The organism is Burkholderia sp. AU15512 (genome assembly GCF_002223325.1).
Classification (GTDB): domain Bacteria; phylum Pseudomonadota; class Gammaproteobacteria; order Burkholderiales; family Burkholderiaceae; genus Burkholderia.
Genome location: NZ_NKEX01000008.1, coordinates 415,789 through 429,149, shown reverse-complemented (window position 1 = coordinate 429,149; position 13,361 = coordinate 415,789). Strand labels below are relative to the sequence as shown.

Genomic DNA, 13,361 nt, shown 5'->3' with positions numbered 1-13,361 from the left:
CATCATGAACGACTCGATCGAACCCCTCGCCCCGCCGGCCGCCGACGCGGCCCACCCTGCCGGAAGCACGATCGAACGCGCGGCCGTCCCGCCCCGCTCACGCGAGGCGGCGCCCGACGCGCCGCACCGCCGAAGCGCCCGTCGACTGACCGTGCCGCTCGCCGCCGTCGCGCTCGCCGCCGTACTACTCGCGACCGGTATCGTGCCGCGTATCGATGCGCGCGCCGCGCAGAGCGCGCAGGTGGCCGCGCAGCAAGCGCTGCCGGTATCGGTGATCGCGCCCGGCACGGCGCCCGCCGACCAGACGCTGACGCTGCCCGGTTCGGTGATGCCGTTCGCGGAAGCGTCGATCTATGCGCGCACCAGCGGCTATATCGCGCACTGGAGCGCGGATCTCGGCACGCACGTGAAGGCCGGCCAGCCGCTCGCGCGGATCGCCGCGCCCGATCTCGATGCGCAGTTGCGCCAGGCGCGCGCCGACGCGGCCACCGCGCAGGCGAACTACGACTATGCGAAATCGACCGCGCAGCGCTGGCAGGACATGCTGAAGTCGCAATCGGTGTCGCAGCAGGATACGGACACGAAGGTGGCCGACATGAACGCGAAGCGTGCGATGCTCGCGTCCGCGCAGGCGAACGTCGCGCACCTGAACGAGCTGGTGTCGTACGAAGCGGTCAGCGCGCCGTTCGACGGCGTGATCACCGCGCGCAACGTCGACGTCGGCACGCTCGTCACCGCGGGCGGCACGCCGGGCAGTCCCGGCTTGTCCGGCGAGCTGTTCCATCTGGAGCAGACCGGCACGCTGCGCGTGTTCGTCGACGTGCCGCAGGACAGCGCGGCCGACGTCTCGACCGGCACGCCGGTCTACCTGACCACGCAGCAGTATCCGGGGCGGCACTTTGCCGCGCGTATCGCGCGCACGGCGGGCGCGATCGATCCGGTCACGCGCACGCTGCGCGTCGAGATCGACGTCGACAACGCCGACGGCGCGCTGCTGCCCGGTGCGTATGCGCAAGCGCACCTCGTCGTCGCGAGCGCCGCGCCCGCGTTCGAGCTGCCCGTCAGCGCGCTGCTGTTCCGGCCGGACGGCGTGACGGTGGCGACCGTCGCCGCGAACGGACGCACCGTGCTCAAGCGCGTGCAGCTCGGGCGCGATTTCGGCACACGCGTCGAGATCGTCTCGGGGCTCGCCGCAGGCGATCGCGTGATCGACAACCCGGGCGACGCGATCACGGCCGGCGAAGTCGTGCAGATCGTGTCGATCGCGCACGCGGCGGGACCGGTCGCCGCTTCGTCGGTGCAAAGCGCGCAACCCGCGCCCGCGAGCGGTGCGGGCGGCATGCCGCCGATGCGCGCGAGCGGCGCAGCGCCGGCCGCATCGACACCCGCCTCGGCGCCCGCACGCGGCTGACCTATCGAAAACCCCTGACGAGATATCCGCCATGCGCCTCGCTCATCCGCTCCCGTTCGCCCGCCGCGCCGTCGCGCTCGGCGCCGCCGCGGCATTGGCCGCGTTGACCGCCTGCACGACGCTGCCGCCGTATTCACCGCCCGCGGTCGCCGTACCGGCGCACTACGCGGGCGCACCGGCCGCACCGCCTGCGCAAGCCGGCTGGCACGTCGCGATGCCGGCCGACGCCGACGCGCGCGGCGCATGGTGGACCGTGTTCGGCGACGCCGACCTGAACGCGCTCGAAGCACGCGTCGACGTATCGAACCAGACGGTGAAGAAAGCGCTCGCCGATTTGCAGCAGGCCCGCGCGATGGTCGACTACCAGCATGCGGGCTTCCTGCCGACGATCGCCGCGGGCGCCGCGCAAAGCCGCGCACGCGTGTCGCAGAACCGGCTCGGCTCGTCGCTGGCCGGCAAGACCACGCCCGACTATCAGGCCGGCGTGGCCGCGAGCTGGGAGCCCGACGTATTCGGCCGCGTGCGCGATGCGGTGGCGGGCGCGCAGGCGAACGCCGCCGCGAGCGCGGCCGACCTGCAGGCCGTGAAGCTGTCGGTGACGGCCGAGCTCGCGACCGACTATTTCGCGCTGCGCTCGCTCGACACGCAGAAGCAGCTGCTCGACGACACGGTGCACGCGTACGCGGACGCACTGACGCTGCTGAAGCAGCAGCTTGCGGCCGGTGCGATCGACGCGTCGGCGGTCGCGCAGGCCGACACGCAGCTCGAAGCGACCCGCACGCAGGACACCGACATCGACGCGTCGCGCGCGCAGCGCCAGCATGCGATTGCAACGTTGGTCGGCGAAAGCGCGTCGACGTTCGCGCTGCCGCCGCGCGTGCAGTCGTACGACGTGCCGGCCATCCCGCCCGGCGTGCCGTCGCAACTGCTCGAGCGGCGGCCGGACATCGCGGCGGCCGAGCGTCGCGTCGCGGCCGCGAACGCGCAGATCGGCGAGGCGCGCGCGGCGTTCTTTCCGGACCTCGTGCTGTCGGCGAGCGCCGGGCTCGAAAGTTCGTTCTTCGCGCCGTGGCTCACCGCACCGAGCCTGTTCTGGTCGCTCGGCCCGCAGCTCGCCGGCACGCTGTTCGACGGCGGGCGCCGCAGTGCGTCGCTGCGCGGCGCGCATGCGCAATACGACGGCGCGGTCGCCGATTACCGGCAAACCGTGCTGGTGGCATTCCAGCAGGTCGAGGATCAGCTGTCGTCGCTCGATGCGCTCGCGTCGGAGGCACGCAGCCAGCAGCGCGCGACCGACGCGGCCGACCTGTCGCTGCGGCTGACGACGAACCGGTTCAATGCAGGCGCCGTCAGCTACCTGGACGTCGTGACCGCGCAGACGATCGCGCTGACGAACCGGCGCACGGCCGACCAGATCGATGCACGGCGAATGGAGGCCGAGGTCGGGTTGTTGAAGGCGTTGGGCGGTGGCTGGCAGGCGAGTGCGAGTGCAGAATCAGGCGCGGAATCGAACACCGGCAAGAAAGAACCCGCAGCGGCCGCGCGACCCGAACCCGCCGTCACGCTGCCGGCGGCCGGTTGAACGTGAGAGGCGCGCAGCTGTAGCGCCATTCCAACTCGTCAATCGGCGGATGAAAGGCTGCACGTCGGTAATACGGGTCGTTGACGTCACCCCACGGCATGTCACGGTCAGTCACGCGAACCATGTATTCTCCATCACTTGCGCCCGCGCCGATTGCCTTGAGGTAGACCGCCTTAGCGGTGTCAAGAGTGATTTGCATCGCGATTTCCTAGTTGTTACTGCTGGTTCTCGCTGGGCCCCGTTCGATCCATACCTGCCGAATGATCGCGGTCATCGTTTCGACAATCGCGCGCCGGTCCTCTTCCCCGACGCGCTCCAGATGGAAGGCTTCTTCCAGCCGAGCATGAAGCGCATCGTCGTTCCCGTTTTCCCTACTCGATGACTGACATCTTGGCGTGAACCGCATTTGCGAGCTGGAGACTGGTCTTGCGCACGAATGAAGTCAAATCCTGCGGGTCGCTGCCAGCGCTCGAAAAGTAGCCTTGCTCGGTGCCAAAGCGTGCATTGCCCCGTGGATCGAACAGCACTTGGAACAGTTTTTCCCCATCTTTTCCTTCGGTGGTCACGAGGATAAAGCGCAGTCGACCGCCCAGCCTTGCAGTTGGCAATCCATCTTTCAGCCACACATGGTCGTACCGCATCCGCACGCTGAAACCGTGCAGGTCTGCGTAGACCACATCGTCGACGGCGTGGTATCGCAGCCCCAAGTTTTTGAGCGGATCGGGAAAGGCGTTCGCCAGCATTGCCGTCCAGATCCTCTGGTACACCGCCTCGACCTTTGGAGCGTCCTGTCCAGCAGCGACTGTCGGCGAAAACTGGCGCTCTATCATCTCAGACTCCATGAAAGTTGTTTTCCCCCTCGAACGGCAAGGGCCTCGTTGTCACTTGTACCGGCTCTCGAATATGGCGGGAAGGTCAAGCGACCCTCCTCCCTAACGAAATAGCGAACCATGATCATGCTCCTGGCGTTTTTCGTGGCGCTCTACTCTGCTCTCATCGCGTCTTGAGCTATGGTGGGAGCATCGCCATTGAGACCGATGCTGGTCCCCTGACTAGCGGCCAGGTTCGATAGGAACTCGCCCAAGTCAATCACGCCTGCCCTCCTAAATTCGTCTGCTACGCGCATCGACCGGGACTCCGTTCGGGGCAACAGGATTGCCCGCGTTGCATTGAACGGACGCGGCATTTCATGCCACAGCCACGTCGCTCGGAAACCACGCATGACGTCGAGAAAGGCGTTGGAAAATTCCGCGTCATCCGGAATGACGAACATTTCGAAATCGCGACGGAGCGAAGCGATCTTCTCTCCATCAATCGAATACCAATTGAGCGAACCTTGTAGTGGAACCCGTCGGTTCAAACGTACCGCGATGTACTTCGCCGCAGCGAAGTGATGCGATCCGCCACTGTTCATGAGCCAAACGCGCCTGTCCCACTGGTAACATTCAAAATAATCGGTCGTACCTTCTGAATGCAGGATGCGTATCTCTTGATGCGCGAGGTTTTCGTTGAGCTTTTCGATAGTGATATCGCTAATCATATCGCGGCTGTTTCGTTCAACCATTTCATCGGTTGACGTAAACATCGAAAGATCCGATTTTGAAGCAGAAAACCCATGCACATCCGAGATGTCGCATCTCCAACCCTTAACAACTTCCTTGACGCCGATTTGTTCATATTCGGGGCGATGGATTTCATATCCATAATATTGGCCGCCCACGTGCTTCCAACCCCTCAATGTGCCTCGTCGTAACATCGGCCAGTGTGATACATCGGCCTCTCCAAGCCGATGCCAAGCTATTACGCTCGACGCACGAATACAGGGGGACGGCGCGCCGAGGTTTACGCGAACATTTGACTTCGTAGCAAGCAACTTCCTGAGTTTCACCGGCTGCCCCAATTCCTCCCGAATCTCATCGAAAAACCATTTCAGCATAGTTTCCCCTTGAATAATCAATCGCTGCTCGCTTGAGTCCGGAAGCCGTCATACGCAGCGTGTCGGCGTCATCGTGGCGAGAAAATGCTCCATAAAAAGCGTGAGCTGTCGGCACATATTTATCCGATACGATAGCTCGCCGCTGTATAACGATGTCTTCTTCGAATCGAAGTGCCCGCCCATTTCGATCGCGCCGCATCCGAGCTCAGCAAACGTGATCCGCGATGCCACCGTATCAATGCCCGCGTGGCTCAGGCGACTGAAATGCCTCTGGCCAGCCGCGAGCCCTTCGAACCAAATCTTTGGTGTGCCCAGTAGTTCAACGTTCCAGCCCAACTGCCGTACGGCGTGCTGCCCCTGCACTCGCCGGTCTTCCTTGAGCACCTCCTGCCAATAGAGCGCCCGCACTGCGCCCTTCGTCCGGTCCTGCTGGATCACCAATGGTTGAGCGGTCGAACAGAGCATCGCCATCGCGGCCCCCTCGATCGCCTGGCGCGCGACGTTGCCGGATGCCGCGTGCTTGCCACTCAGCAGCAGCTTGGTCGACACCACAAGGTCGTCTATTCCGCCAAGCGCGAGGAGCTTCAGCAGATCGGTACGCTCGGTGCGCATCGCGGCCGCCGCATCCATGACCGGCTGCACCCACTTGAAGCACGCGGCCAGCGCATCGACCATGTTGTCAAGTTGCGGCGCCAAAGCCTCGAGAAAGCCCCTGCGCACGGAAATACCGTCGTGTTCGAGTAGGTGCCGAGCGCCCTCCGGGGTCGCATAGTCGATCAGGTCGCGGTCCGAGTGAGCGGTCGTCATGGCTCTTTCTGAAAAAGTCGTGGGGAGCAATGCGCACATCAGAAACCGTCACACTCTCCGCGATTCCCGTTTCGGCGCGGCAACAGCGCTCAACGGTCCAACCGTGGCGAGCGCCACGCCAATGAAGTGGCACGATGGAGTGTTACCGAGAACCAGGCAACTGGTGAGAAATTACACATCTGAAAAGCATGGTTTTTCCGAACTTTCAGTGAGAGAAGTACATCACCATCGAGAAGACGAATACAAAAACAACGATAACGGACCAAAGCATTTGCCATCCCGGACTTGAGCGATTTATCGCCTCTGCAAGATGATTTTTTCTTTTGTATTTTCGACGAACCATGCGTTTTCCTCGGTACCGGTCGCGCCGGTGTTCTCCTACCGACTCGTCTTGTACCGATCAATCGCGGCCAGGATTTTCTAGGCACATACTCGACATCGCTCGCTGAAGTTCTCGCTCCGCCTTCGAGAGCAACCATTCAAGGTCGTATCCCGGTCCGTTGAACATGCGCTGTACGGATATTTGACTCGTCATTTCTTTCCCCTGTTTTCCGACACCTCAAAACTTCCGGCTAATGAAGAATCCTCCAAAGCCGTTGGCGGCGGTGAGGATGTACGTCACGTTGTTCGACTTAAAGCCATAGAGGGCAATCAAGGCTTGAAAAAAGCAGAACGCAGCCGCCACTACCCAATTCGACCTAAAGGTGCGTTTACGTTCCGCTTCTGTGTGTTCGAGCTCAAGCATCTTCTGCGTATGCGCATTGGCATCGCGCAAGGTCTTCTCCTCTTCGCGAATCCTGGTGCTATCGACGAAACCATGTCGAAAACTCTCTGCGGCTCGCGCCAACCCAAACGGGTCCCCGCTCTCTTTCTTAGCATTTGCCAACGATTTTTCAGTGACCAATATCTCGTCGGTCTTCACGTCAGGGGTAGTGCCCATATTGAACTCATTCTTGTTGTTTATGACCGCGACGCTCGGGTATACCCGTCCTCAAACGCCAACCACTTTTCCTATGCCTATGCACTGGTACGGGTGGTGGCGCCTTCAACTGGCCATCGGACGAAAGCAAAGACCCAGTACATCACCAGATTGACCGCCGGTACCAACAACAGCAAGCAAAGCCAGCCTGAGAAGCCTGCCTTTCGGAGAATGCGTGCGGCAGGAACCAGATAAATGATTGGCAGGAGGATCAGGATAGTCCAGTGCCAAACGCTGAAATTTGCCATGTTGTTTTCCTTTATTCGAGAATGGTCTGGAGACGCGCGAGCGCATCTTCGACCACTTCGGACGGGGCGCGCTCGACCTTGCGTGCGCCACGCGCCTCAAGATCGAGCGTGCGAACCATGTTCACAAGGGCCACGCCCTGCGTTTCAGTGCCCGAACCCGAGAGGGGCACAGCGAATCCCGCGTATCGCGCAAATTCGCCGCCCTGCGTAATCGGCGCGACGAGCGCCACGCCAAGCGCATTGAACGCAGCAGGCGACAGAACGAGCGCGGGGCGAAAATCCCCTTGTTGCTCCTTGCCTACGGTCGGGTTCAGGCTAACGCGCACGATATCGCCCCTCTCAAACTTGACGCGCCTCACCATGCTTCGTGCCCCACCGGCTTGGATTCGCCCCACCCGGCCAGGTCGGCCGGTTCCGGGGCCTTCGGATCGCACTGCGCGATCAGGTCATCCAGTGAATACTTGCGCCGGGCTGGCGAAAGCAACACACCATCGGGGCGCACATCGGCATTCAGCGAGCTACCTACCGACGCGTCGATTTGCTCAAGCAACACGGCCGGAAGCCGGACTGCCGCGCTGTTGCCCCACTTCTGAATTTTGAGTTCCATATCATCACTCCAAATGTAGATCCATTGTAGATACCCGCAGATCAAAAGGCAAGCACTTTGTATCTACATTGAAGATACCAGCGAGAGCGAAGGCGCGGTGCAGCCAACCGTACAGTTATCGGCCGCGAGCACTCGTAAGTTGAGGCCAAATCGCCAAGCTGCCCCCCCTCACTCCCCAAGGTCGATCGCGGCAATCGCTTCGCGCATGTCTCGCTGGGAGACATCGACGTAGGGCGCAACGTGATCGATATGTGCGTGCCCCAACAGGATCTGAACTGGTTTCAAGCGAATGTCCGTTAGCTATCAGCCGCGTTGCACACGTCCGGCGGCCTGAGTGGCTGCTGAAGCCGGCTCCGAGGCCAGCAGCCCGATACAAACTGGCGACGTAACTTTGAGGCTGTCAGCGGCCAAATACTCCACTGCCTCCCCTTCGAAATTCACGCGACGCTTCACGCTAAGCTCGAATGGGTCGCCCTTCTGCCTGAGGATGAGCCGGGTTTTGGGCATCAGGCCGACGGCCGGCTGAACGTGAGCATGAAACGCGTGCCGGCCGCATCGCTTTCGACGCGGGCGGAACCGCCGTGCAGTTCCATCACCGACCGCACGATCGCGAGGCCGAGCCCGGCCGTGCCGCCCGGCGCACCGCCGCTGCGCGCCGGGTCGCCGCGCACGAACCGGTCGAAGATCCGGGGCAGCAGCGCGGGATCGATCGGCTCGCCCGGATTCGCGACGACGACGCGCACCGCGTCCGGCGTTTCGTCGACGGCGAGCGTGATGACCCCGCCGGCCGGGGTATACCGCAGCGCGTTCGCGAGCAGGTTGCCGATCGCGCGGCGAAACAGCTCGACGTCGGCGGTCAGCCGCCCCTGCCCGTCGACGCGCAGCGTCGAGCCCGCTTCGTCGGCGAGCCCCTCGAAATACCCGGCGATGCGTTCGAGTTCGTCGCGCACGTCGAATGCCCGCTGCCGCGTGACGAAGCTCGGATGCTCGGCGCGCGCGAGGAACAGCACGTTGTCGATCATCCGCGCGAGCCGGTCGTATTCCTCGAGATGCGATTCGAGCAACGCCTGGTATTCGTCGGCCGGGCGCGGCCGCGCGAGCGCGACTTCGGTCGCGCCGCGCATGTTGTTCAGCGGCGTCCGCAGGTCGTGCGCGAGATCGGCGCTGAATTGCGACAGATGCGAGAACGCCTGCTGCAGGCGGCCGAGCATCGCATTCTGCGCATCGACGAGCGCCCGCAGCTCGCGCGGCGCGCGCGACGCGTCGAGCCGCGTGTCGAGCTTGTCGACCGTGATCCGGCCGGTGTTGTCGACGATTTCGCGCAGCGGCTCGAGTGCCGTGCGGATCAGCCCGTAGCCGAGCAGCAGCGCGAACAACGCGCCGAGGCCGCCGGCAAGCTTGAGCCGGTCGCGGTAACCGTCGAGCAGCGCGGCCCGGTCGCGCATGTTACGCGCGATCGCGATGTGAATCGGCGTGCGGTCGCCGAGCAAGGCCTCGATCACGACGCCGCGCATCGGCGTGCCGCCCGCCGCGACCCATGTGACGAGTCGATCGGCCGTGATCCGGTCGTTCGCGGGTATCGGCGTCGCATTCGGCGCAACCAGCTGCGCGTCCGCCAGCGGCGCCGACGCGGCCGGCCGCGCGTCGTCGAGCGCGGCGAGCGTGACGTTGTGGCGCACCAGCATGTCACCCTGCCCATCGGTGACGACCATCGACAGCGCCTCGTTGCCGAGCACCTGGCTCGTGAGCCGCTCCGTATGCGCGCGCACCGCGTCGAGCGATTCGAGCTCGCCCGCGAGCCGGCGCGTATGGCGCGCGGCGAGCACGATGTCGAGGTCGTCCTGCGTATTGACCTGCCGCTCGAGGCTCGCGTACACGTACACGCCGACGAGCCCGAACGCGGCCAGCGTGGTGGCGGCAATCGCGAGTGCGAGCGTCGCGGCCAGCGAACGCGGCCACCTCATGCGTCGTCCTTCGGTTCGAGCACGTAGCCGACGCCGCGCACCGTGTGGATCAGCTTCACCGGGAATGCGTCGTCGATCTTCGCGCGCAGGCGCCGGATCGCGACTTCGACGACGTTGGTATCGCTGTCGAAGTTCATGTCCCACACGTAGGACGCGATCTGCGTGCGGCTCAGCACTTCGCCTTGCCGGCGTGCGAGCAGCTGCAGCAGCGAGAATTCGCGCGGCGTCAGGTCGATCCGCGTGGCGCCGCGCTTCACGCGGCGGCGCACGACGTCGATTTCGAGGTCGCCCACCGCGAGATGCTCGGTCTCGCGCGGCGGCCCGCGCCGCGCGAGCGTGCGGATGCGGGCGAGCAGCTCGACGAACGCGAACGGCTTCACCAGGTAATCGTCGGCGCCGAGCTCGAGGCCGTGCACGCGGTCCTGCACGTCGTCGCGCGCGGTCAGGAACAGCACCGGCGTCGTATGCGTGTCGCGCAGCCGCTTCAGCACGCCCCAGCCGTCGAGCACCGGCAGCATCACGTCGAGCACGATCACGTCGTAGCGCTCTTCCTGCGCGAGCGTCAGCCCTTCGCCGCCGTCCTTCGCGAGATCGACGCTGAACCCCGACTCCTCGAGACCCTTCTTCAGGTAGGCGCCCGTCTTCGGCTCGTCTTCAACTATCAGGATGCGCATGGCGGTTCCGTCGCGGTCGTGGTGACATGCGGCGATGTTACCGGGAAACGGCGACGGCGCACTGTACGGCGCAAGCGGGAACGCGGTTGATGACAAAACGGTAATCGGGCCGTCAGCGTGGCGTGCGGTGGCGAACCCCCGAACCCCATTGGCGGCGCCGATCGGTATGCCGGAGACGGGTAGCCCTGTGCACGCGGGCGCGGTGCGGATGCCGGGAACCGAGGACGCCCCGGACGGAGATGTCCGCACATCTCACGCGTCGCCACTGCGTATGCAACCGAACTTAAAGGCGTCTTCCCGAGCGTCGCCGCCGTTATTTGGAACCGGCCTGCGCGAACCCGCACGTCGGATCGAACGCGTCGAGGATCGTCGCCGACGTGCTGGCCATTCGCGTGGCCATCGCGTCCGGGTTCGCGCGCGCGGGCCCTGCCGAAGCCGGTGCACCGCCTTTCACATCAGGCCGCCGCCCAGCACGGTGAGGCCCCCCCCTTCCGCTGCGCTCGGATTCCTTCATGCCTGCACGCCGCACCAATTGCCCCACGCCGAGCTTGCTGAGCGGCGTTTCGTCGAGCGGTTTCGTCACGGCCCGGACGAGCGCATCGGAACTGCCCCGAAAGCGCCGCCCGGCCGGATCAAGGCTTGCATCAGGCGGCATCGATAGCACATGCCGGCACAGCTGCGCCCCGACAAAAGTAACCCTCCGAACATCGTATGATTGCATTTTCACATTTTATGTGATTTTATTATCGTGCATTGCACGTCGCCGCCCACCACGCGCGCGGCGCACCCCATACCAAGGAAGAGACGCAGATGGAGACAATCGCCGTCATCGGCAGCAACATGGTCGACCTCGTGACCTATGTCGCACGCATGCCCGCCCGGGGCGAAACGCTCGAAGCACCGAACTTCGAGCTCGGCTGCGGCGGCAAGGGCGCGAACCAGGCCGTCGCGGCCGCCCGCCTCGGCGCGCGCGTCGTGATGGTCACGAAGGTCGGCGACGACGTCTTCGCCGACAACACGATCCGCAACTTCGCGCGCGAAGGCATCGACACCACGCACGTGCGCAAGGTCGCCGGCGTGCCGAGCGGCGTCGCGCCGATCTTCGTCGAACCCGATTCGAGCAACAGCATCCTGATCGTCAAGGGTGCGAACCGCCACCTGACGCCGGCCGACATCGACGCGGCCGCGCCGCAGCTCGCCGAATGCGCGCTGATCGTGCTGCAGCTCGAGATCGAGCTCGACACCGTCTATCACGCGATCGAATTCGGCGCGCGCCACGGCATTCCGGTGCTGCTGAACCCCGCGCCCGCGGTGGCCGATCTCGATTTCGAGCGGATCCGCGCCGTCGAATTCTTCGTGCCGAACGAAACCGAGCTCGCGATCGTGTCCGGCATGCCGGTCGATTCGCGCGACAGCGCGGCGCGCGCCGCCGAAGCGCTGGTCGCGCGCGGGCTCAAGCACGTGCTCGTCACGCTCGGCGGCGACGGCTCGCTGCTGGTATCGCGCGACGGCGTGCGGCACGTGCCGGGCGTGCCGGTCGACGCACGCGACACGACGGGCGCCGGCGATGCGTACATCGGCTGCTTCGCGCGCTGCTATGCCGCGTCACGCAATGCACTCGATGCGATGCGTTACGCGTCCGCGTATGCCGCGCATTCGGTCACGGGCCTCGGCACGCAGAAGTCGTACGCCGACACCGCGACGTTCGAACGCTTCCTCCGCGACGCCGGCATGTAAGCGGCGCCTTCATCGACGAGACAATTGGGAAGGAGACACCCATGGGCCGAGCCAGAATCGAACACACCCCCGACGGCTATTACCTGAACCGCACGCCGCTCTTCGCGTTCACGCTGCTGTGCTGCCTGTTCGCGCTGTGGGGCACCGCCGCGAACCTGAACGACGTACTGATCGCGCAATTCAAGAAGTCGTTCTTCCTGTCCGATTTCGAATCGGCCTTCGTGCAGTCCGCGTTCTATCTCGGCTACTTCTTCCTCGCGATTCCGGCCGCGACCGTCGTGAAGAAGTTCAGCTACAAGACGACGATCCTCGTCGGCCTGCTGCTCTACACGACCGGCTGCCTGCTGTTCTTCCCGTCCGCGTCGATGGCGAAGTACGGGATGTTCCTCGTCGCGCTGTTCGTGATCGCGGCCGGCCTGTCGTTTCTCGAAACCGCATCGAATTCGTATTCGACGCTGATGGGCCCGCGCGCAACCAGCACGCGGCGGCTGAACATCTCGCAGACGTTCTATCCGTTCGGCGCGATGGCCGGCGTGTACATGGGCAGCTTCCTGATCTTCAAGGAAGGCGATGCGTCGCATGCGCAGCTCGCCGCGATGTCGGCCGCCGAAGCCCACGTGCACCAGCTCGCGATGATCCAGGCCACGCTGGAGCCGTACAAGTGGCTGATCGTCGTGCTCGTGGCCGTGTTCATCGTGTTCGCGCTCACGCCCTACCCGGCCTGCAAGGGCAACGGCCCGAGCGTGGCCACGCACCGGATCGACGCGCGCGGCACGCTCGCGCGCCTGTTCGGCAACCGGCGCTTCGTCGCGGGCGTCGTCGCGCAGTTCCTGTATGTCGGCGCGCAGGTCGGCGTGTGGAGCTTCACGATCCGGCTCGCGATGCAGATCGGCGGCCTGACCGAGCGCGGCGCGTCGCACTACCTGTTTGCCACGTTCTTCGCCTTCTTCGTCGGCAAGCTCGTCGCCACGCTCGTGATGAAGCGTGTCGGGCCGGCCAAGGTGCTGATCGTCTACGGCATCCTGTGCATCGCGCTGCTCGCGTACACGATCAGCGTGCACGACATCACGGCCGTCTATGCGGCCGTGGGCGTGAGCGTGTTCCTCGGCCCGTGCTGGCCGACGATCTACGGCCTCACGATCGACGGGCTCGGCAAGGACACCGAATACGGCGGCTCGATCCTCGTGATGAGCATCGTCGGCGGCGCGGTCGTGCCGCTGATCCAGGGGCTGATCTCCGATCACACGGGCGGCAACATGCAGCTCGCGTTCGTCGTGCCGCTCGCGTGCTTCGTCGTGATCGTCTACTACGGCTTCTACTGCCTGCGCCACCTGCCGGCCGCGACACCCGACGCAGCCGCCGACGGCCACGCGCCCGCGCGCTACGCCGCCACGCGCAACACGTCGGGAGCCTGAG

At 64.6% G+C, this 13,361-nt stretch carries 15 protein-coding genes; 4 read left to right on the top strand and 11 right to left on the bottom strand.

The window, feature by feature from the left end; translation table 11 throughout:
• The first annotated feature begins 4 nt into the window (after window positions 1-4).
• Window positions 5-1,411, top strand: a complete 1,407-nt coding sequence (locus tag CFB43_RS34165; RefSeq protein ID WP_089498534.1) for an efflux RND transporter periplasmic adaptor subunit — start codon at window positions 5-7, stop codon at window positions 1,409-1,411.
• A gap of 31 nt (window positions 1,412-1,442) precedes the next feature.
• Window positions 1,443-2,993 (top strand): efflux transporter outer membrane subunit, encoded by a 1,551-nt coding sequence (locus CFB43_RS34160; protein WP_089498533.1) that lies wholly within the window; start codon window positions 1,443-1,445, stop codon window positions 2,991-2,993.
• Here the strand turns inward: CFB43_RS34160 and CFB43_RS34155 are convergent.
• The 11 genes from CFB43_RS34155 to CFB43_RS38635 all read right to left on the bottom strand — a co-directional run bounded on the left by CFB43_RS34155 (window position 2,971) and on the right by CFB43_RS38635 (window position 10,929).
• Window positions 2,971-3,192, bottom strand: coding sequence for a hypothetical protein (locus tag CFB43_RS34155; protein ID WP_089498532.1), 222 nt, complete (start codon window positions 3,190-3,192; stop codon window positions 2,971-2,973). The genes CFB43_RS34160 and CFB43_RS34155 overlap by 23 nt on opposite strands.
• Window positions 3,193-3,364: 172 nt before the next feature.
• The gene (locus CFB43_RS34150; RefSeq protein ID WP_144023165.1) at window positions 3,365-3,823 is read right to left on the bottom strand and encodes a hypothetical protein; all 459 of its coding nucleotides are present in this window, start codon (window positions 3,821-3,823) and stop codon (window positions 3,365-3,367) included.
• 152 nt (window positions 3,824-3,975) lie between these two features.
• Window positions 3,976-4,929: a DUF6685 family protein gene (locus CFB43_RS38190; protein WP_144023164.1), complete on the bottom strand. Its 954-nt coding sequence runs from the start codon at window positions 4,927-4,929 to the stop codon at window positions 3,976-3,978.
• Window positions 4,930-4,977: 48 nt separating this feature from the next.
• Complete coding sequence (locus tag CFB43_RS34140; RefSeq protein WP_089498529.1) at window positions 4,978-5,736, bottom strand: hypothetical protein; 759 nt, start codon at window positions 5,734-5,736, stop codon at window positions 4,978-4,980.
• Between the two features lie 559 nt (window positions 5,737-6,295).
• A complete protein-coding gene (locus CFB43_RS34135) occupies window positions 6,296-6,676 on the bottom strand; it encodes a hypothetical protein (RefSeq protein WP_047852790.1) in 381 nt (126 codons plus the stop codon).
• A 77-nt stretch (window positions 6,677-6,753) separates the two neighbouring features.
• On the bottom strand, window positions 6,754-6,963 hold the full coding sequence (locus tag CFB43_RS34130) for a hypothetical protein (protein WP_089498528.1): 210 nt from the start codon (window positions 6,961-6,963) through the stop codon (window positions 6,754-6,756).
• A gap of 11 nt (window positions 6,964-6,974) precedes the next feature.
• Entirely contained in the window at window positions 6,975-7,325 is a 351-nt protein-coding gene (locus CFB43_RS34125; RefSeq protein WP_089463857.1) for a type II toxin-antitoxin system ChpB family toxin, read from the bottom strand.
• Complete coding sequence (locus CFB43_RS34120; protein ID WP_089498527.1) at window positions 7,319-7,570, bottom strand: AbrB/MazE/SpoVT family DNA-binding domain-containing protein; 252 nt, start codon at window positions 7,568-7,570, stop codon at window positions 7,319-7,321. Before CFB43_RS34120 ends, CFB43_RS34125 begins: the two co-directional genes overlap by 7 nt.
• A 506-nt stretch (window positions 7,571-8,076) precedes the next feature.
• Window positions 8,077-9,534 (bottom strand): heavy metal sensor histidine kinase, encoded by a 1,458-nt coding sequence (locus tag CFB43_RS34110; RefSeq protein ID WP_089498526.1) that lies wholly within the window; start codon window positions 9,532-9,534, stop codon window positions 8,077-8,079.
• Window positions 9,531-10,208: a heavy metal response regulator transcription factor gene (locus CFB43_RS34105; protein WP_027786146.1), complete on the bottom strand. Its 678-nt coding sequence runs from the start codon at window positions 10,206-10,208 to the stop codon at window positions 9,531-9,533. Before CFB43_RS34105 ends, CFB43_RS34110 begins: the two co-directional genes overlap by 4 nt.
• Before the next feature lie 313 nt (window positions 10,209-10,521).
• The gene (locus tag CFB43_RS38635) at window positions 10,522-10,929 is read right to left on the bottom strand and encodes a hypothetical protein (RefSeq protein ID WP_179254967.1); all 408 of its coding nucleotides are present in this window, start codon (window positions 10,927-10,929) and stop codon (window positions 10,522-10,524) included.
• Window positions 10,930-11,018: 89 nt separating this feature from the next.
• Between CFB43_RS38635 and rbsK the strand changes: the two genes are divergently transcribed.
• Both rbsK and fucP read left to right on the top strand, forming a co-directional pair.
• Window positions 11,019-11,945 (top strand): ribokinase, encoded by a 927-nt coding sequence (gene rbsK / locus CFB43_RS34095; protein WP_089498525.1) that lies wholly within the window; start codon window positions 11,019-11,021, stop codon window positions 11,943-11,945.
• A gap of 41 nt (window positions 11,946-11,986) precedes the next feature.
• Window positions 11,987-13,360: an L-fucose:H+ symporter permease gene (fucP, locus tag CFB43_RS34090; protein WP_089498524.1), complete on the top strand. Its 1,374-nt coding sequence runs from the start codon at window positions 11,987-11,989 to the stop codon at window positions 13,358-13,360.
• Window position 13,361 lies beyond the last annotated feature (1 nt).

What these genes read in the sequence shown, in the direction of transcription:
- CFB43_RS34155 (WP_089498532.1), bottom strand. Translation starts at nt 3,192, where the DNA reads ATGCAAATCACTCTTGACACCGCTAAGGCGGTCTACCTCAAGGCAATC.
- CFB43_RS34160 (WP_089498533.1), top strand. Translation starts at nt 1,443, where the DNA reads ATGCGCCTCGCTCATCCGCTCCCGTTCGCCCGCCGCGCCGTCGCGCTC.
- CFB43_RS34150 (WP_144023165.1), bottom strand. Translation starts at nt 3,823, where the DNA reads ATGATAGAGCGCCAGTTTTCGCCGACAGTCGCTGCTGGACAGGACGCT.
- CFB43_RS38190 (WP_144023164.1), bottom strand. Translation starts at nt 4,929, where the DNA reads ATGCTGAAATGGTTTTTCGATGAGATTCGGGAGGAATTGGGGCAGCCG.
- CFB43_RS34130 (WP_089498528.1), bottom strand. Translation starts at nt 6,963, where the DNA reads ATGGCAAATTTCAGCGTTTGGCACTGGACTATCCTGATCCTCCTGCCA.
- rbsK (WP_089498525.1), top strand. Translation starts at nt 11,019, where the DNA reads ATGGAGACAATCGCCGTCATCGGCAGCAACATGGTCGACCTCGTGACC.
- CFB43_RS34125 (WP_089463857.1), bottom strand. Translation starts at nt 7,325, where the DNA reads ATGGTGAGGCGCGTCAAGTTTGAGAGGGGCGATATCGTGCGCGTTAGC.
- CFB43_RS34105 (WP_027786146.1), bottom strand. Translation starts at nt 10,208, where the DNA reads ATGCGCATCCTGATAGTTGAAGACGAGCCGAAGACGGGCGCCTACCTG.
- fucP (WP_089498524.1), top strand. Translation starts at nt 11,987, where the DNA reads ATGGGCCGAGCCAGAATCGAACACACCCCCGACGGCTATTACCTGAAC.
- CFB43_RS38635 (WP_179254967.1), bottom strand. Translation starts at nt 10,929, where the DNA reads ATGCAATCATACGATGTTCGGAGGGTTACTTTTGTCGGGGCGCAGCTG.
- CFB43_RS34135 (WP_047852790.1), bottom strand. Translation starts at nt 6,676, where the DNA reads ATGGGCACTACCCCTGACGTGAAGACCGACGAGATATTGGTCACTGAA.
- CFB43_RS34165 (WP_089498534.1), top strand. Translation starts at nt 5, where the DNA reads ATGAACGACTCGATCGAACCCCTCGCCCCGCCGGCCGCCGACGCGGCC.
- CFB43_RS34110 (WP_089498526.1), bottom strand. Translation starts at nt 9,534, where the DNA reads ATGAGGTGGCCGCGTTCGCTGGCCGCGACGCTCGCACTCGCGATTGCC.
- CFB43_RS34140 (WP_089498529.1), bottom strand. Translation starts at nt 5,736, where the DNA reads ATGACGACCGCTCACTCGGACCGCGACCTGATCGACTATGCGACCCCG.
- CFB43_RS34120 (WP_089498527.1), bottom strand. Translation starts at nt 7,570, where the DNA reads ATGGAACTCAAAATTCAGAAGTGGGGCAACAGCGCGGCAGTCCGGCTT.